At 44.3% G+C, this 17,369-nt stretch carries 17 protein-coding genes and 1 pseudogene; 12 read left to right on the top strand and 6 right to left on the bottom strand.

Going from position 1 to position 17,369, the window contains the following annotated elements:
- The first annotated feature begins 4 nt into the window (after positions 1–4).
- The gene (gene asnB / locus CW734_RS16100) at positions 5–1,936 is read left to right on the top strand and encodes an asparagine synthase (glutamine-hydrolyzing) (protein WP_332871006.1); all 1,932 of its coding nucleotides are present in this window, start codon (positions 5–7) and stop codon (positions 1,934–1,936) included.
- A gap of 259 nt (positions 1,937–2,195) precedes the next feature.
- Here the strand turns inward: asnB and CW734_RS16095 are convergent.
- Positions 2,196–2,462 (bottom strand): annotated as a pseudogene (locus tag CW734_RS16095) (metal ABC transporter solute-binding protein, Zn/Mn family); the annotation flags it as partial.
- Between the two features lie 116 nt (positions 2,463–2,578).
- On the bottom strand, positions 2,579–3,106 hold the full coding sequence (locus CW734_RS16090) for a GNAT family N-acetyltransferase (RefSeq protein WP_068870833.1): 528 nt from the start codon (positions 3,104–3,106) through the stop codon (positions 2,579–2,581).
- Between the two features lie 415 nt (positions 3,107–3,521).
- Between CW734_RS16090 and CW734_RS16085 the strand changes: the two genes are divergently transcribed.
- Positions 3,522–4,814: an APC family permease gene (locus CW734_RS16085; RefSeq protein ID WP_068870831.1), complete on the top strand. Its 1,293-nt coding sequence runs from the start codon at positions 3,522–3,524 to the stop codon at positions 4,812–4,814.
- Positions 4,815–4,895: 81 nt separating this feature from the next.
- On the opposite strand, the gene CW734_RS16080 is transcribed toward CW734_RS16085, so the two are convergent.
- Complete coding sequence (locus CW734_RS16080) at positions 4,896–6,023, bottom strand: multicopper oxidase family protein (protein ID WP_232787104.1); 1,128 nt, start codon at positions 6,021–6,023, stop codon at positions 4,896–4,898.
- Positions 5,996–6,241, bottom strand: coding sequence for a hypothetical protein (locus tag CW734_RS19260; RefSeq protein ID WP_232787103.1), 246 nt, complete (start codon positions 6,239–6,241; stop codon positions 5,996–5,998). Before CW734_RS19260 ends, CW734_RS16080 begins: the two co-directional genes overlap by 28 nt.
- Before the next feature lie 387 nt (positions 6,242–6,628).
- Between CW734_RS19260 and CW734_RS16075 the strand changes: the two genes are divergently transcribed.
- From CW734_RS16075 to CW734_RS16060, 5 genes are all read left to right on the top strand, one after another.
- Positions 6,629–6,895, top strand: coding sequence for a hypothetical protein (locus CW734_RS16075; protein ID WP_101191788.1), 267 nt, complete (start codon positions 6,629–6,631; stop codon positions 6,893–6,895).
- A 1-nt stretch (position 6,896) separates the two neighbouring features.
- Complete coding sequence (locus CW734_RS20125) at positions 6,897–7,013, top strand: DUF5348 domain-containing protein (RefSeq protein WP_157824200.1); 117 nt, start codon at positions 6,897–6,899, stop codon at positions 7,011–7,013.
- Between the two features lie 185 nt (positions 7,014–7,198).
- On the top strand, positions 7,199–7,495 hold the full coding sequence (locus CW734_RS16070; protein WP_157824178.1) for a YolD-like family protein: 297 nt from the start codon (positions 7,199–7,201) through the stop codon (positions 7,493–7,495).
- A 1,001-nt stretch (positions 7,496–8,496) separates the two neighbouring features.
- Complete coding sequence (locus tag CW734_RS16065; RefSeq protein WP_101191786.1) at positions 8,497–8,823, top strand: nucleoside triphosphate pyrophosphohydrolase; 327 nt, start codon at positions 8,497–8,499, stop codon at positions 8,821–8,823.
- Entirely contained in the window at positions 8,816–11,236 is a 2,421-nt protein-coding gene (locus CW734_RS16060; protein ID WP_101191785.1) for a DEAD/DEAH box helicase family protein, read from the top strand. Before CW734_RS16065 ends, CW734_RS16060 begins: the two co-directional genes overlap by 8 nt.
- 63 nt (positions 11,237–11,299) lie before the next feature.
- On the opposite strand, the gene CW734_RS16055 is transcribed toward CW734_RS16060, so the two are convergent.
- The gene (locus CW734_RS16055; RefSeq protein WP_101191784.1) at positions 11,300–11,899 is read right to left on the bottom strand and encodes a hypothetical protein; all 600 of its coding nucleotides are present in this window, start codon (positions 11,897–11,899) and stop codon (positions 11,300–11,302) included.
- Between the two features lie 188 nt (positions 11,900–12,087).
- On the opposite strand from CW734_RS16055, the gene CW734_RS16050 reads away from it, so the two are divergent.
- Complete coding sequence (locus CW734_RS16050) at positions 12,088–12,324, top strand: glutaredoxin family protein (RefSeq protein ID WP_101191783.1); 237 nt, start codon at positions 12,088–12,090, stop codon at positions 12,322–12,324.
- A 146-nt stretch (positions 12,325–12,470) separates the two neighbouring features.
- Positions 12,471–12,905: a DUF4357 domain-containing protein gene (locus CW734_RS16045; RefSeq protein WP_101191782.1), complete on the top strand. Its 435-nt coding sequence runs from the start codon at positions 12,471–12,473 to the stop codon at positions 12,903–12,905.
- 164 nt (positions 12,906–13,069) lie between these two features.
- On the opposite strand, the gene CW734_RS16040 is transcribed toward CW734_RS16045, so the two are convergent.
- Complete coding sequence (locus CW734_RS16040; protein WP_101191781.1) at positions 13,070–14,053, bottom strand: DNA/RNA non-specific endonuclease; 984 nt, start codon at positions 14,051–14,053, stop codon at positions 13,070–13,072.
- A 355-nt stretch (positions 14,054–14,408) separates the two neighbouring features.
- Here CW734_RS16040 and CW734_RS16035 point away from each other — a divergent pair, with 355 nt between their 5' ends.
- The 3 genes from CW734_RS16035 to CW734_RS16025 all read left to right on the top strand — a co-directional run bounded on the left by CW734_RS16035 (position 14,409) and on the right by CW734_RS16025 (position 17,255).
- Positions 14,409–15,524 (top strand): MBL fold metallo-hydrolase, encoded by a 1,116-nt coding sequence (locus CW734_RS16035; RefSeq protein ID WP_101192233.1) that lies wholly within the window; start codon positions 14,409–14,411, stop codon positions 15,522–15,524.
- 97 nt (positions 15,525–15,621) lie between these two features.
- The gene (locus tag CW734_RS16030; RefSeq protein WP_101191780.1) at positions 15,622–15,975 is read left to right on the top strand and encodes a hypothetical protein; all 354 of its coding nucleotides are present in this window, start codon (positions 15,622–15,624) and stop codon (positions 15,973–15,975) included.
- 212 nt (positions 15,976–16,187) lie between these two features.
- Positions 16,188–17,255, top strand: a complete 1,068-nt coding sequence (locus CW734_RS16025; protein ID WP_101191779.1) for an aldo/keto reductase — start codon at positions 16,188–16,190, stop codon at positions 17,253–17,255.
- The last annotated feature ends 114 nt before the right edge of the window (positions 17,256–17,369 follow it).

The raw sequence follows: 17,369 nt of genomic DNA, 5'->3' as shown, positions 1-17,369 counted from the left end.
ACTCATGTGTAACGAAATGGAAATGGGGAGATGTAGTATGTGTGGATTTATAGGGGTTATTCCTGGTTCTCCGGGGGCTAATGACGAAACTGTGCTGAATGCTATGTTGGACCCGATTGTCCATCGTGGGCCGGATAACCAATCAGTGTACAGTGATGGTCAAGTTGGGCTAGGATTCGCCAGATTGAGCATATTGGATTTACGAAGTGCTGCCAATCAGCCATTGGAAGCTGAAGAGGTGGTCCTTGTATTTAACGGGGAAATTTACAATTTCCGTGAAATCCGGACAGAATTGATGGAACTGGGATTTGAATTTTCAACGACTTCCGATACTGAGGTGCTGTTGAAGGGATATCTGCATTTCGGGGAGAACATTATCGGGAAATTACGCGGTATGTTCGCGATTCTAATTTGGGATAAACCGAGCGGAAAGTTCATTGCCGCAAGGGACCCATTTGGGATTAAGCCTTTATATTACACAAAAACCTCCGATGGCTCATTCTTGTTCGCTTCTGAGATCAAATCGTTCATGGAGCATCCAGGATTTGTGAAAAAGCTGAACAAACGGGCGTTAAAACCCTATTTAACTTTCCAGTACTCGGTGATGGAAGAGACATTTTTTGAAGGCGTATATCGTGTGCAGCCAGGAACTTATCTCGTGATGGAAAAAGGTGAAGAGACCCGTACGGTCGCTTATTTCTCCCGTGAATTTAAGGAACAACGTAAAAGTTACGGGGAATACATCGAAGACATCCAGCAAGCTGTCGCCGAATCTGTCGACGCGCATAGAGTAAGCGATGTTCCGGTAGGATCTTTTTTATCAGGTGGGATCGACTCGAGCTACATCACCTCTTTGCTGAAGCCACAAAAATCCTTTACCGTGGGATTTGAGGATTATGAAGATATGTTTGATGAGACCAAACTGGCTGTGGATTTAGCAGGGCAGCTGGGAGTCGAAATCGAACAGCGATATGTAAGTGCGCAGGAAAGTTTTGACGTCTTTCCCCAAATCCAATGGCATATGGACGAGCCGCATTCCGATCCGTCGATTATTCCATTGTACTTTTTGAATGAAATGGCCAGCAAAGACGTGACCGTTATTTTATCTGGTGAAGGGGCGGATGAATTATTCGGGGGATACGAATGGTATCAGCCTTCTAAAAAGCTGAATTCGTACCGGCGATTGCCGAAAGCTGTCCAACATACGCTTGCACAAGTATCGAATGCCTTGCCGCAATCAAACCCGTATCGAAAGTTTTTCCAAAAAGCCATCCAGCCGATTGAAGAGCGTTTCATTGGCCATGCGCTTGTGTGGAGTGAGAAAGATGCGCTTGGAATTTTGAAAACCGACTATCAAGCTGGCCCTTCTGTACAGGAAGTGGTGGACCCGCAGTATTCGAAAATGAATTATTACAATGAAACGGATAAAATGCAGGCGCTTGATTTGGAGTTGTGGTTGCCTCGAGCTATCCTTCTGAAAGCAGATAAGATGAGTATGGCCCATTCGATTGAGTTGCGTGTGCCGTTCTTGGACAAGAAGGTATTTGAAACGGCAAGGCAATTGCCGGAAAGCATGCGGGTCGATTATGGCAAGTCGAAAGTTGCTTTGCGGGAAGCAGCCCTGAAAAATCTTCCGGAAGATTGGGCTAAGCGAAAAAAATTAGGGTTTCCGGTACCGATCCGCCATTGGATGAGAGAAGAAAAGTTCTATAAAATGATTCACTCGACTTTCCAGCAAGGGTATGTTCAAGAGTTTTTCGATCAGGAGAAACTGTTGGAGTACCTCGAACGGCATTATAACAATGGGGAAAATTATGCGCGGTATATTTGGACAATCTACAGTTTCTGCATTTGGTACGAGCAGTATTTCTTGGACGAATCAAATAGACAGGAAGCCAAGAACCAAAATAAGCACCCAGTCTTGCAAGGACAGTAAATGAAACTTCAAATGTGCAGGAAACAACTTTCATTGGTCTTCCAATCAAAATTAGTTTGGACATCAAAAAACACCACGATTCATTATCGCGGTGTTTTTGTTATTTTAGCATCGTTTCTAAAGTTTTCAGGTTCTTTTGCATCAAAGTGAAGTAAGTTTTGTTATTGTCTTCATTTTCCGGAATGAGAACGCTTAGGTTATGAAGCTCCACAGCTCCGACTTCATTCTGAACCACTTCAGGCAGCTTGGAAGACACGTTTTACTCAAACGCAATGTGTTCGATGTTCTTCTCTTTTGCCAAGTCCACGATGGCCGTCAAATCTTTCTGCGAATGCTCATCTTGGCTATTCAACCCGGCAACCGGAACGTGTTCAAATCCGTATGTGTCCGTTATATAGCCAAAAGCATCATAGGAAACGAAAAATGTCATGTTTTCTGTGTTGCTGCCTAGTGCTTGATCGGATTCAGCCACTTGCTGCAGCTCGATAATCAGTTCCTCGTAATTTTCTTCATACGTCTCGGGACCTTCTGCATCAGCTTACACAAATAAATCTTTACAACGCGGTATAAAGGTAACTGGCAGTCATTTTAGTCGAGGCCGAATACAGACTGAGAGGAATATAAACCAAAGTTTATTCTTCTTTATAGTAAAAGAGTTAGTGATTGAAGAGGCAAATATTTCGCTGAAACAAACCGCTGAATTGGCCCAGGCCAATGATCGCGTTTGATTTCCACGTACTCGTTATTTGTATATTCAGATATGGTTTTTCGCCAAAACTTCTGTGCGGGAAGGTTGGTTTCGAGCTCAGCCACTTCCCAGACCCCTTGAAACAGGTCAAAAAGTTGAAATGCGGCTTGCTTGCCGATACCTTCCTTCCGGTATTTTTTCATGATGAAAAATTCGCATATCTTTAAATAGGAAGAACAACTTGAATCCTCAGACGCTATCTCGCGCACCAATGCAAATCCGGCAAGGTTTCCATCCACCTTGATTAGGAACGGGAAATGCGTAGGAATTGTCCAATAGTAATCCAGGTACTTGTAGCCAAACAAACCGTTTTCATCCACATCTTCGGATTCGAACTCGGAGAAGTCGTATTGATACAGTTCCATCAAGTTTTGCAATACATGCTTTTGTTCGATAGTCGGCTGAAAGATTTCAAGTTTCATGTTCCTTCCTCCATTCTGTCGATTTATTTATCTACTATAAATGTGAAATGTGTAAAAAGAATGGAGAAATGATTCTGAAGAATAAAATAATAGAAAAATTAAGAGTGGACTCTATAAAATTCGAAGTGGTGTAGAGATTGATGGGCTAAATTATGGTTGAGAGTAACGTTAGCATATTAGGGGATTATCGGTAGAAAACCTTCACTTGGAGCTTTTCTTTTTTGTAAATGACTTCTTTAGTAAAGATTTAAACCTTAACTATTGTATCTCGCCGAGTATTAAAATATGCAGTTTGTGTGGAATTCTTAACTTTCTGTTTAGCGGAACAGGGTCTAGGGAAAAGTCAGGTACTTGTTATCGATTTGATACTTAACATAAGTTAGCAATGTTTCTATACAGAATGGAGGAGTTGAGGATGGCAGATTATAAAAAGAATAGTATCTCCTTAATCGGTGCTGTAGGATTAGGAACCGGGGTGATGATTAGTGCAGGAATCTTTGCCTTACTAGGACAAGTCGCGCAACTTGCAGGATCATGGTTTCCTCTGATGTTTATAGTAGGGGGGCTTGTTACAGCTTTTAGTGCCTATTCTTATATAAAGCTAAGTAATGAATTTCCATCAGCCGGTGGAATTGGAATGTTTTTAGTTCAAGCTTACGGTAAAGGAACAATTACAGCTGCAGCTGCTTTGTTAATGGCCATTTCAATGGTCATTAATCAAAGTCTGGTTGCCAGAACATTTGGTACCTACACTCTACAACTTTTTGATATCAATCAATCAAGTTATCTTGTTCCGTTATTAGGAGTGGGGTTACTGACTTTTGCATTCTTGGTAAATATTTCTGGAAATAGCTTCATACAGTCGTTTACATCTATAGCTTCACTACTCAAGATTGCAGGATTAGCTGTTTTTGGGATAGGTGGATTAAGCGTAGCGGGATTTTCGTTTTCATCTGTAGAAAGTGGGGGAGATTCAGCAGACCCCACCATAGCAAGCTATATTGCTGCGGTAGCATTGACAATTTTAGCGTTTAAAGGGTTTACTACGATTACCAATAGTGGTTCTGAAATAACAAAACCGAAGAAAAACGTTGGCAGAGCCATTATGATTTCGATTTCAATTAGTTTGCTTGTGTATTTATTAATTGCATGGTCAGTTTCAAGTAATTTACCATTGGACCAGATCATTAAAACAAAAGATTATGCACTTGCTGAAGCAGCAAGACCTGCGTTTGGTGATTACGGTCTTTGGTTTACTGTCGGAATTGCCATCATCGCAACCATTTCCGGAATAATTGCAAGTGTCTTTGCCGTATCACGAATGTTAGCGATGTTAACAGATATGAAACTGATTCCTCATAAACACTTCGGTATGCCTGGTGATATACAAAAACATACCTTGGTTTATACAATCGTATTAGCTATGTTTCTAACCATCTTTTTTGATCTGAGTAGAATTGCTTCAATGGGTGCTATTTTATATTTGGTAATGGACATGATCATTCATTGGGGAGTGTTCAAGCATTTGAGAGAAAAAGTGGGAGCCAATTCAGTGATCGTATTGACCGCTTTGACACTAGATGCCATCATACTCGCTGCATTCATTTGGATTAAAATGAATTCCGACTTATTTGTGGTCGGTGTCTCCTTTATATTCATCCTGCTAATCTTTGCAGGAGAGCGTTTCTTTTTAAAACGTACAGCATAAACGATTTCAAAATGTTTTAAAATCGAGTTGAAAGACACCCGCAAGAAGTTCCCTAGGAACTTCTTGCGGGTGTCTTATTCTTCAATAGATTTCAATTTGTCCCATCATGCCACTATCTTCATGCTCTAAGATGTGACAGTGAAAAACATATACACCTTTCTCTGGAAACGTCACGAGCAATTTCACTTTTTCACCTGGATTAACTAATACACTATCTTTCAAGCCTTGTTCGCTAGGGTCTACTTCCTTGCCGTCACGAGAAATCACTTTAAATTGCGTCCCATGAATGTGAAACGGATGAATCATACCACCCATCATATCCTTCTTATTGTACACTTCCCATACTTCAGTAACGCCTTGTTCTTGGCGTAAGTCAATGCGATCGGCATCAAATTTTTTGCCGTTAATCGTTACCATATCCATCATGCCAAACAATTCAATGTTTTTTTCAATAGGCATTTCTTTTTCTTCCGGCGTTAAGAATGGCTCCTCTGTCGTCCACTTTTCCGTTGGATTTGCAGTAGCATCTTCAAGTTTCACATCAAATGGCAATAATTCAACGCCTTCATCGTTTATGATAGCGAGTGATTCTTCGGCTGTTAGTTTTGAAAAATCTATCAAAATTTCTGCGCGCTCTGATGCCGCTAATGTTAATTCTTGTATTTCTACAGGTTCATCGAGCAAACTTCCATCAGAAGCAATTTGAGTAAAGCTAGCGTCATTGCTTAAACTAAATGTGTAGTTTCGTGCATTCGATCCATTTAATACACGGAAACGCATAATTGGTTTTGTAATCGTTAATTTAGGATTGATTGTGCCATTCACGATAGAAACGTCTCCTAATGTGCCATCTTCATCCATAAGTTGGTTGTAATTCAACTGTTTGTCTTCACTAAAAAGGCGATCTTGGAAAATCAAGGGAATATCGTTAACTCCATAATCGTTAGGTATAGCTAGTTCTTCCTTATCGGAGCTATCGATAAGCAACATACCAGATAAGCCTCTATATACTTGCTCAGCGGTCATTTCATGAACGTGTGGATGATACCATAAAGTTGCCGCTGGTTGATCTGCTTCGAGCGTTATAATCCGACTTTCTCCAGGTTGGATTTCATCAAGAGGTCCTCCATCTATCTCACCAGCAACTTCAAGTCCGTGCCAATGAAATGTAGTAGGTTCGTTTAAGTCATTTGTAATTTTAACCTCCACTTTTCGCCTTCTTCTATTGTGAGAGTGGGGCCTAGTAAGTCGCCATTATATCCGTAAGTTTCCGTTGATATTCCTTTGTAAAACTCGGTAGTTCCTTGTTGGGCAACGACTTCATAATCATAATTTTGACCCTGCTGCTTTTCAAGCAATGGAGGTATAGTTAATTCATTGGAACCCTCAGAAGAGGCAAGGGAAGGTACATTCCCATGATCCATCATTGAACCCATTCCCCTTGATTCATCCCTCCCATACTTTGGTCAGAATCTTCTCCGTTCATCATATTTGAATCCATTCCACCACGATTACCAGAACAAGCAGATAGAATTAGTAACAAAAACCATGAGCCCGATCAACTTAAGAAATGCACGCATTGTTTACCCTTCTTTCGTATTTATTATATTGCTACTGTAAACCTAATATGTGAATATCTTGTGCAAAAATAGTGACAAAGTTATGGATAAAAGTTGAAAAATTTATCTGCACAGAAAATCAAAACTATTCTTTTATACTTATTCTAGAATCGAATGATAGAAAGTAGGAATACAGCAATGTTGAAAATTTAGGATCAATAATTATCATGAGTGCGGTAATTTTGTCGGGATGTAATGAAGAGAAAGAACCAACAAAAGAAATTCCATGCCTGCTTTAAAAGGATATCAAAAGAAGAAGAGTTTGAGCACGACCGTGAAGATCCGGAACAACGCTTTGAAGAGCGAGAAATTCGAAAAGTAACAGACCATCTGTATAGCTTAATTTATTCGGTTGAGTACCTTCAAAACCGATTCAAGCCAGTGAAAGAATTATTAAACGGTCGGATGGACGTTATGAAATCGAAGGCGCTGAAGATTACTTTACGTCGGCAGTCCCCTTGAAATCTGGGATGAATCACAAGAAATATACAAACGAACACGAATTGAGCATGATGGCAAGGATTACTTTGCGGTAGGCATCAAACAACCTTTGGAAGGTCTACAAGCAAGGTGTCGATAATATAAGAGACTCTTTCTGCAGCAACAGCAATAGACTTAATGATTTGATCCGAAAATAGCGAGAACCCATTTTCTTAGTCTTCAAGAGAATGGGTTTTGTGTGCTTATTTATAAAGGAGGATTCAGAGCGCTTCTAGAGTGGTATAATAAGAACGTATGTTCTTTTATTTGAAAGGAGGCAATAGCATGAAAACAACAAAACACACGAAACAAGTAGGGGCTGTCAGCGATCGAGGGTTAATCAAGTGGCAGGGGATGCTGCTGACAGAACACGTCCGGTTAATCAAAGCATTCTATGAGGAACAGGACCAGGTGCCGAAACCCGAATTGACCGAGTTTGATTTGCAAGCCATCCAGGAAGAAGTGGAAATCGCCATGAGCCGAAGATGTGAGGTCCAACTGAAGACATGGAAAAACGGCGCGTTTTACGCATACTGGGGTGATTCAAGAAATCGATTTGAGGAATGGGCAACTGGTTTATGAAGACGAATCGGACGGCAACGATTGCCGATTGAGAGCTTGGTAGGCATTCAGTTAGTGGATTGATTCAAATGATTAAAAGAAAATGACGGATGCAAGGTAGGTAGCATCGGTCATTTTCTTTTCCCTGCCATTCTTTTAGCGCAGCTATGAGGTTTGAAGAATTCCCTTACAAAAGGCAAATCCCGTGTCTGAGATTTGCCTTCTGAGGGATTTATCTTTTCTAAGTCGATGAACGGTGCCGTTCATTTTGTCTGAGAAGCCTGTAGGGACGGGGTTTATTAAATAACCCCGATTTCCCTCAAGGACACACCATCTTTTGGCTGACAATCAGTGAATCAATACTTCAATGCCAATCAGTTCGCCGGCATCCATCAATCGTTTGCTGACAGCTACGTCTTAATTTGCTCGATTTTGTGCAGAGGCAGTTGAGATGTTGTATATGCCTAGTGTTTGTTCTAACCTTTAGTTACATAGATATTACATTTTAAATTTATAGGCGACTAGAAAAACTACTCGATAAACTTTTGTTTATCTGTAAAATGTTATCTTAAAGGTAACTAGTTTTCTAGGCATTGTACCAAACCTTTCAAAAATGGTTATAAAGTTATTATTTATAAAGTGACCCATTCTACTATCGTTATTATGACTGTCTATTGAGTTCATTACAGAAAATCCTAAATATTTATCTGTAAATTTCACAATATTATGAAATGATGAGGGGTGTTAGTATGCATATTAATTTAATTTTAGGTAATTATATAGATTCTTTAATATGGTTTAAGAAGCTAAAAGATGAGAATGAAGAAGTAGTAATGATTTTAGATTATGATTTGAATGAAGATATTTATTGTAAAATGATATTATATACATTTCATCCGAATGTGCGAAAAAGTTAGCTAAAGAGGCTAGCTCAGTTAGCTATTTTAAATCTTTGTATGTGTATCCCGGAATGTATAGAGAATTGAGTTAATAGTATTTTTGAAAATGAAGGAGGATATAGAATGCCTACATACAACAAGTTAGTGAGAGACAAAATTCCGCAAGTAATCGAGAACAGCAACCTTCAATTTAAGACTCGCATTTTATCAGATGAAGAATACAAAACAGAAGTAACAAAGAAAATCACTGAGGAGCTTCGTGAATATGAGGAAACTGATAATCCAAAAGATGCAGTCGAAGAGCTTGCAGATATTCTGGAGCTAATCCACGCAGCCGCTGAACTCAATGGATCTTCATTGGAGGAAGTTGAAGAAGTTCGCGTGAAAAAAGCCGAGAAGCGCGGCGGATTTAAAGAAAGAATCTTTCTAATCGAGGTTGAAGATGAGTAAACTGCAACTGGTCACCTCGCAACTCGTGAGTCATTTGAGTCGGTTAGCACGAGAGGCTGTAGAGATCAATTGGATCACCGCGTTCGCGATGAAGTCAGGTGTACGAATCGTGACACCGTTCTTGAAAGAAGCTGCAGACCGTGGTGTGCCGATCAAATTATTAATCGGTGATTATCTTTTTGTAACGCAGCCGGAAGCACTCAAGATCTTGCTCGAAGAATTGCCTTCTGCTGAAATTCGTTTATGGAAAAGCGGTGGTGCTTCGTTTCACCCTAAGTCTTATTTATTTCGCGGAAAAGAAACTTCGCACCTGATCGTTGGATCGTCCAATCTATCCCGCTCCGCTTTAACCGAAGGAGTGGAATGGAATTTGATCGCTCCGACCTCAGTAGATGAGACGGTATTTGATGAGGCGACCGAGCAGTTTTTAGCGCATTTCTACGCGGATGAGACGATTCCTCTCAACAAAGAAACGCTTCAGGAATACAAGATGCTTCATGAAAAAGCGAATCTCAAACGGCCAATCAGCCCTGTGTGGTCGGAAGCGGAAGAAACGGGACTTATGCTAGGATCATCTCAGCCCCAGGAAATTGTTGAAACAGGAACATCCTACATAACTGAGTTAGAGCCTCGGCCTGCCCAACAGGAAGCGCTTGATGCTCTCGATACGGTTATAGAAGAAGAGTACACTCGCGCGATGGCTGTTTTGGCGACAGGGCTCGGGAAAACCTATCTCGCGGCGTTTTTCGCGAAGAAATTCAAGCGTGTGTTGTTTGTTGCACATCGCCAGGAAATCCTCCAGCAGGCAAAAGAATCGTTCCAAAAAGTTCACCCACATAAAAAATCTGCGTTCTACCATGCAACTGAAAAAGACACATCCGCGGATTTTCTGTTCGCTTCCATCTATACACTGGGAAGCGAGTATCACTTGGATCAATTCGAGCGGAATGCGTTCGATTTAATTGTGGTGGATGAATTCCACCATGCAGCTTCTCCGACTTATAGAAGGCTGCTGGAGCATTTCGAGCCGCAGTTTTTACTCGGAATCACGGCAACGCCGGACCGGATGGACAATCAGGATGTCTATGCCTTATGCGATGGGAACGTTGCGATTTCGATTCATTTCCTCGATGCCATTGAACGCAATTGGCTGGCGCCGTTTCGTTATTTTGGGGTATACGACAATACCGATTACTCAAAGATTCGCTGGCTCGGGAATCGCTATGATGAAGAGGAACTGCTTCAGGCGCAGTTAAGGGAAGAATATGCCGAAGCGGTTTTTGAAGCGTGGCAAAAGCATAAGCAGACGCGCACGATTGTCTTTTGTTCGACAATCCGGCAGACGCAATTTATGGACCAGTTTTTCAGGGAGCGAGGCATCCGTTCGATGAGTTTGTCGGGCGGTACGCCTGCAGAAGAGCGAAAAGCGGCGAGAGCACAATTGGATTCAGGAGAGTTGGAAATTATATTCACAGTCGATCTGTTCAATGAAGGTGTCGATATTCCAAAAGTCGATACTTTGCTGTTTATCCGACCGACCGAGTCGCTAACAGTCTACACCCAGCAGATCGGCCGGGGATTGCGCATTGCAGACGAAAAAGATCATTGCGTGATCATCGACTTTATCGGCAACTACCGCAATGCAGATTTGAAGCTTTCGGTATTTGATACAGCGCCTCAAGCTAAAGAAAAAACTCAAGGCGTCGAGCCTTTGGTTCCTGCAAATTGCGATTTCAATTTAGAATTGGCAGTCGTCAATCTGTTGGAAGAACTGCGGAAAAAGCGCGCTCCTAGAAAAGAATCACTGGTTCTTGCTTACCGTGAATTAAAAAGGGAGCTCGGAAGGCGCCCAACTTATTTGGAATTTCATCTCAAAGGTACGGCGGATTCGAAGACGATCAAGCAGGAGTTCGGCAGCTGGTTCGGTTTGCTCGCTTATGCGGCGGAGCTGAATGCAGATGAGATTGAAGTCTGGACCAAGCACCAGAATTGGTTGTTAGAAGTCGAGAAGACCGGAATGAACAAAAGCTATAAGATGGTAGTCTTGAGCTACATGTTGTCGAAAGGTGTGGAAAGCTGGCTGGAATCGATCACGCCAGTGGAAGCCGCGCCTTATTTCCACGAGTTCTTGACGGCGAAACAATACCGACTGAATGCTGACTTCAATGATGTACAGGGCAGAAAGCTCAGAGACTACGATGAAAAGAAAATTGCAGATCTGATTGAACGGATGCCGATGACGAAATGGAGCGGCAGTGCGAAAGACGGCTTGGTGACATTTGATGATAATTTGTTTTCATTGAATTTATCGCCAAGTAATGAACATCAGCGAATTCTTTATGAGTGGACAAAGGAAATTGCTGAATATCGGTTGCATGCTTATTTTGAGAGGAAAGCAGCGAATAGAAATTAAAAGGACCACAGAGGGAGCGGCTTCACTGCTACCTCTGTGGTCCTTTGATATTAATTTAATTTGTCATGAAAATTCTAGAAAGAAATCCCGATTGATGTCCTGTGTATCCATGTTAGTTTGGTTAGAAAGGAATTCACGAATTTTGCCAGAATCGTTTTCTGCCAAAAGTTTCTTGAAGATTGTTGTATTTTGTTCATAGCCTTGGAAATAAACGCTTTCGCTTTCAGGGTTATGATAAAGGTTTAAATATTCCTCGTAGTCTTTTGCGCTCAGTTTGCCTTCGATTTGAGATAATACCTGTTCCCATTTTTTGCTTTTCTTGTTGGAAAGAACGACTTTGGGCTTGGGACCACTTTTTTTATCTGGGTTCATTTGGAAGAGTGTTTTCTGAACATCGAGTTTATAGCTGACCAATTCGTTTCTTTGGCAGGTATCTAAGTTTGGTAAAATCTCGTCATTATATAACTTATATTGCTGCTCCAGATAAGGAGTTGATCTTGATGCGACTTTCTCGTCCTTGCGCTTATTTTGCCGTTTAGCAAATTGGTCAATTTTATCGACAGCAGGTTTAATGAGGTGGGAATTTTTAGCGATTTGGTCAACGACTTTCGGTCCGTGCTTTATTGCCAAATCGGCAACTAGTTTTACTGGTATCTTAGCCATGGTAGAAAATCCTCTCCTTTGTTTATAACTAGATTATAGTAAAAATGTTTCTTAAGGAAGGGCTATCTAAATTACTGCTGGGAATATAATCTTTGCGCTCAAATATGTAAGCAATCTACTTGAAGAAATATACCCCAAAGGGTATATTTAATTTATAAAATAATTCTACTCAAACAGGAGGAATTTACATGACTAACCAAGTAACTGTTTACTCAACCAACACCTGCCCTTATTGCACCATGATGAAGAACTTCCTAGATCAAAACGGCATTTCTTACACAGACATCAACGTCCAGAAAGATCCGGTAGCGGCGAGCCGCCTCGTTCAGGCCACAGGTCAAATGGGTGTTCCACAGACAAACATCAACGGCGAGTGGGTGCTCGGCTTCGATCCGCAGCGCGTCCAATCTTTATTGAAGCAGTAAAATTTCAATAGAAACACTGCTGCTTTGGGGTTGCCAAAATTCACAGCAAAATTATTTAAAAAACTTTCACAATCCTGTCTCCTTTTCCGCAGTTTCCATCTATCTAAGAGATGAAAGGCAATTTTCTTAGAATAGGGGGAAGGCTGATGGAAAAGGAGTTTTTTGTTGCGGCGATTGAGCATCCGGAGTTTGGGGAAGTGTACCGCTTTTTTGAGGTGGATCCGGCGACGGGGGAAGAGCAGTCGGTCGATCCGTTCGATAGCGGGATGGTGAAGCTTTATCACGAGACGCCGCCGGAATTGTTCTACATCACGTCGAAACGCGGGGCGGATGCGAGCGGGTTTTACCAAGGGGAGCAGTTTGTCGTGCAGCGCGGTTCGAAGTTTGCGGGCACGACCACGCCGAAATGCCCGAAGCGTTATTTGAAGCTTCGGGAAGAGCTATTGCTGTCGGGGAAACTGATGCCGCTCGGCCACCAGTACTTAGTGATGGAAGATGTGGAATTCGCCTCACCTTTGATTGCGATGGGTGTCGCGATCGGCGGTTGGGCGAAAGGCGCGCATGATTGGAAGAAGATTTAAGTATCGGGACATGTGAAGTCGATTGCCTGCGGATAATTGATAACGAAACGACAAAAGCATCGCCTGGAGCGGTGCTTTTTTGCGTTTTTCCGCAAAGAAAAAACACTGACACGATCTCAGTGTTTTCTTATGCTAATTTTGAGTTGCACTTACTGTACCTAACTTTATTCCCCAACCATCCCATCATTATCGTTATCGCGCATATGCGGATAGAGCCAATGATCGCTCATGATGGGCATGGTGAAGCCGGCGTCCTTCGCTTCTTGGATTGTCACTTGGCCATTGCCGTTTGCATCAACGCTCGAGACGTCACCGCTTGTGTCTGGACTGCTTGCTTCCGCTTCTGCGGGCTCGCTGTCCGTCAAGCCGAGAGAGGCGTTGACTTCATCGGAGTTGACGTTATCAAATGTGTCGACCACTTCGTTTCCTCTGACGGTATAGCTGTATTGGTAGCTGGAAGGAACTTGCGTTTCGGTATCGGGATAGGTGATTATGGCTTCAAAATCCGTGGCGCCGCCTGCATCGCGAATGACATCTTCCATATACGCCTGGTCGCCGTGGCGGTTGAGCGTGCTTTCTTGCGGGGTAATATTATAGGCGTTCGATACCCCGCCGAGTGAATCCGCGATGACATGCCCTTCGTCTAAGATGTCGCTCTCGACACCTGGCACTTTGGCTTCGTCTGAATAATAGCGGCCCGAGTCGAGGACTGGTTCGCTGCTGTCGTCCTGCAGCACAATCTCGTCCGCCGTGACGCGTTCTAATTGGCCGTGTTCATTTGTGAAGGCCCAGTATTCGCGGTCGCCGTAGCCGACTGACACGACGGTGTTCGCTTCACGGTATCCGGACAGGTCGCCGCCGTCCACTTCAACGAGTTCGTATCCTTCGAATTGTTCTTGCGTAGGTTCTGCGGCGGGTTCTTCTGCTTCCGGTTCCTCTTCAACTATCGTGTCGGCTTGTTCCGTTTCGCTTGCGGCAGCCTCTTCATTGGTGCTTGCTTCTGTCGCTTCGGCTTCCGCTTCTTCCGTTTCAACGGCGGCTTGTTCTTGTACTGCGGTTTCTGGAGTCGCGGCTTGTTCTGTTTCGGTACAACCAGCCATAAAGACGGCCAGCAACAGGACAATCCAATAATTCATTTGCTTTTTCACTTAAAGACACTCCTCTAGTTGTTCATTCTTCGGATTGGTTTCAACCGGTGATGGGATTCTTATTTATTTACGGGCCACCGTCAATAGTAAGAAGAAATATAATCCTTTTTTATTTATCATACCAATAATTTACAATGAATGCAGGGGAATTCCGCACCGAAGGCTGAAAGTGAAGACTTATCTTCTCGAGCTGCCGATCTAACCAGCTAACAGGAAAAGCCTGATCTTCTGTCGAAAAACGGGGAGCTGGGCTTTTTTATTGTGCGGACGGCTTCCGCATGTGCAAAACGGACGCTACTCCGTCTATACTGAAAGCCACGAAGCTTTTGAAATCTATTTCCATTCTGGAGGAGCCATGAAAAAATTTGCCTTGTATTCTCTTGCGGGCGTTGCGGCCGCATCTGTCCTATCGACTGTATTTTTGAGAACGCTTGCGCCGCTCGGGGCGACGCCGAATAAAGTGCAGCAGGCGTCGTTTGTGAAGCGCGGCCATTACCAAGACGGGAAATTCACCAATCTGGAACAAGCGGACATGAACATTAGTGCATCGGAAGGGCTGTCGATGCTAAGGGAAACTTTGTTTGCAAGCGACGTTGGACGATCGCCTGCTGCCCAATTGCCGGTGTCGGACATGGACTGGGAGGCCGTTGAAGACGCGCAAGACAGCGTCACCTGGTTCGGCCATTCGACGTTTCTGTTAAGTATCGACGGAAAAAAACTGTTCGTTGACCCGATGCTCGGAAAACGGGCATCTCCTTTGGCGTTTGCTGGAAGTGCGCGCTATAGCATGGACTGGCTAGAAATCGTCGAGCGGCTGCCGGAAATTGACGCGGTGCTGCTGACGCATGACCATTACGACCATCTCGATTACGGATCGATCCGTGCGCTTGAAAGTAAAGTCGGACATTTCTTTGTGCCGCTCGGCGTCGGGACGCATCTTGAGCGTTGGGGAGTGGAGTCGGCGCGCATCACGGAATTGGATTGGTGGGACGAAGCGGCGTTTGAAGGCTTGACGCTCGTGTTAACGCCGTCGCAGCATTTCTCCGGTCGCGGCTTGTTCAACCGCAATTCGACGCTGTGGGGCGGCTGGGTCGTGCTTGGCAGCGAGACCCGTTTCTACACGAGCGGCGACGGCGGCTATGGCAGCCATTTCAAAACCATCGGCGAGCACTACGGCCCGTTCGACCTGGTGTTGATGGAAGGCGGCCAGTACGATCCGCGCTGGGAAACGTCGCATATGGCGCCGGAGCAGTCGGTGCAGGCGGCGCTCGACGTTCAGGGAGACAAGATGATGCTCGTTCACTGGGCGGCGTTCACTTTGGCGTTTCATAGCTGGACAGACCCAGTGGAGCGCGCATCACAAGAAGCGCAGTATTTGGGTATGGAGTTGCTGACGCCAAAAATCGGCGAGACGCTTTCTTTGGCTGAGCTTGATTCCTACACATCGACGCGCTGGTGGGAACAGCGATAGCTGAACTTGTCGAGTTGATGGGTTTGAAAGATTTGAGATTCACATGCCAGTCTTCTAGAATAGGGGAAATACCAAGAAATCCGGAAAGAGGGATGACATGACTTTGACCAAAATTTCCATGCCGGACGCGATCCGCATCGAAAAGGTTCGCCGGGAAGGCGTAGAAATCGGCGACCTTCTGAAAAATGATAATTTCGCATCGCTTGGAAGCGAGCTTGAGGCGGTATTCCGCGACGGCTACCAAGTGAAATTCCTGACGATCAACGGCGCAAAGAATTTGCTGCGCATCAAATTCGACCAGGAAGCGGATCTTGACTACACAGAAACGGAATACGGGCTTTCGGGCATTTCCATGGACGAAGCGCAAGTGGAAGCGTTCCGGCCGATCCTGTCCGATAATTGCCGCTTGGAACAGGAACCGAGCGGATCGTATCAGATTTTATGGACATAATGAATAATATCTAAACCGAAACCGGGAACGAAGCAGAGGCTTTGTTTCCGGTTTTTTTTATTTAAGCGAGAAGTCGTTATGTATCTATTGTGTGGGGATGAAGTGTCCTTTTCGCATTGTATAAGTGCTGTGGCTTTGTTTAATGGGATTTGGAAAGGGTATTGAATCTTCATGAATTAAAAACAGGCAATTAACTAAGGAGGATTTCTTCAATGGATTATATTAATCTAGGCAAATCGGGGCTGCGCGTCCCGAAATACATTCTCGGCACCGTCCCGTTCAGCGGCACGAACGGCTTTGAAGCGGCGGGCAATATCCAGGAAAACGAAGCGAGCCGCATGGTCGATATGTCGCTTGATGCGGGCATCAATATGTTCGATACTGCGAATTTATATTCCCAAGGGAACGCCGAAAAGGTTTTGGGCGCGGCGATCCGCGGCAAGCGCGACAAAGTGTTGTTGACCTCGAAGACCGGATTTCCGTTTGATGACCATCAAAATTCACGTGGCGCCTCGCGAACGAATTTATTGAAATCGATCGATGAATCACTGTCTCGCCTCGGCACTGATTACTTGGATCTGTATTTCGTCCATTTATGGGACGGCCAGACGCCGGTCGAAGAGACGGTCGAGACGATGAACGACTTGATCAAAGCCGGCAAGATCCGCCATTGGGGCGTGTCGAACTACAGCGGGTGGGCGCTTGCGAAGACGCACACCTTCGCTGAACAGAACGGCAAAATCCCGCCTGCGACGCAGCAGATCTACTACACGCCGGAAGCGCGCGAAGCAGAGTACGAATTGCTTCCGGCCGGCGCGGAGCTTGGCGTCAGCTCGATGATCTGGAGCCCGCTCGGCGAAGGCTTATTGAACGGCAAAATCGGACGCGGCAAGGAAGCGCCGAAAGATACGCGCCAAGGCGGTGGCTGGCCGGAGCCTTGGATACAGGACGAAGAGCGTCTGTATCAGGTAATCGATGCGCTCGAGGAAGTGGCAGCAAACCATAACGCAAGCGTTCCGCAAATCGCCTATGCGTGGGTGCGCGACCGCCCGAACGTCGGCCCGATCGTCATCGCCGCACGCAACGAAGCGCAACTGCAGGAAAACATCGCATCCTATAAAATCAAACTGAAGCAAGACGAACACAGCTTGATCGAAAAAGCGGCGCGCCCGGTCCCAATCTACCCGAACTGGCACCGCGCGATGAGCGCCCCAGAAATGGCGAGCCCATCCGAGATCGGCTATTTGAAAGGCTATAAGGATTCCATGGGAATTAAATGATTTACCACATTCAGCCGGTGCGCAATTGCGTACCGGTTTTTTGAATTGAAAAGATTTCATCTTAGCATCTGGGAACTTTTTATAAGATTTGCGATCTTTATAGAAAGAACAGGA

This window comes from Planococcus sp. MB-3u-03 (genome assembly GCF_002833405.1).
GTDB lineage: Bacteria > Bacillota > Bacilli > Bacillales_A > Planococcaceae > Planococcus.
Note: the sequence above shows the minus strand (reverse complement) of the source record. Positions and strands in the feature narration are given on the sequence as shown.

Excerpts from the sequence above, each read along its gene's own strand:
- CW734_RS16055 (WP_101191784.1), bottom strand. The coding sequence starts at position 11,899 with ATGGCTAAGATACCAGTAAAACTAGTTGCCGATTTGGCAATAAAGCAC.
- CW734_RS16090 (WP_068870833.1), bottom strand. The coding sequence starts at position 3,106 with ATGAAACTTGAAATCTTTCAGCCGACTATCGAACAAAAGCATGTATTG.
- asnB (WP_332871006.1), top strand. The coding sequence starts at position 5 with ATGTGTAACGAAATGGAAATGGGGAGATGTAGTATGTGTGGATTTATA.
- CW734_RS16075 (WP_101191788.1), top strand. The coding sequence starts at position 6,629 with ATGAAGAGAAAGAACCAACAAAAGAAATTCCATGCCTGCTTTAAAAGG.
- CW734_RS16065 (WP_101191786.1), top strand. The coding sequence starts at position 8,497 with ATGCCTACATACAACAAGTTAGTGAGAGACAAAATTCCGCAAGTAATC.
- CW734_RS16060 (WP_101191785.1), top strand. The coding sequence starts at position 8,816 with ATGAGTAAACTGCAACTGGTCACCTCGCAACTCGTGAGTCATTTGAGT.
- CW734_RS19260 (WP_232787103.1), bottom strand. The coding sequence starts at position 6,241 with ATGATGGATCATGGGAATGTACCTTCCCTTGCCTCTTCTGAGGGTTCC.
- CW734_RS16070 (WP_157824178.1), top strand. The coding sequence starts at position 7,199 with ATGAAAACAACAAAACACACGAAACAAGTAGGGGCTGTCAGCGATCGA.
- CW734_RS16035 (WP_101192233.1), top strand. The coding sequence starts at position 14,409 with ATGAAAAAATTTGCCTTGTATTCTCTTGCGGGCGTTGCGGCCGCATCT.
- CW734_RS16025 (WP_101191779.1), top strand. The coding sequence starts at position 16,188 with ATGGATTATATTAATCTAGGCAAATCGGGGCTGCGCGTCCCGAAATAC.
- CW734_RS16050 (WP_101191783.1), top strand. The coding sequence starts at position 12,088 with ATGACTAACCAAGTAACTGTTTACTCAACCAACACCTGCCCTTATTGC.
- CW734_RS16045 (WP_101191782.1), top strand. The coding sequence starts at position 12,471 with ATGGAAAAGGAGTTTTTTGTTGCGGCGATTGAGCATCCGGAGTTTGGG.
- CW734_RS16085 (WP_068870831.1), top strand. The coding sequence starts at position 3,522 with ATGGCAGATTATAAAAAGAATAGTATCTCCTTAATCGGTGCTGTAGGA.
- CW734_RS16030 (WP_101191780.1), top strand. The coding sequence starts at position 15,622 with ATGACTTTGACCAAAATTTCCATGCCGGACGCGATCCGCATCGAAAAG.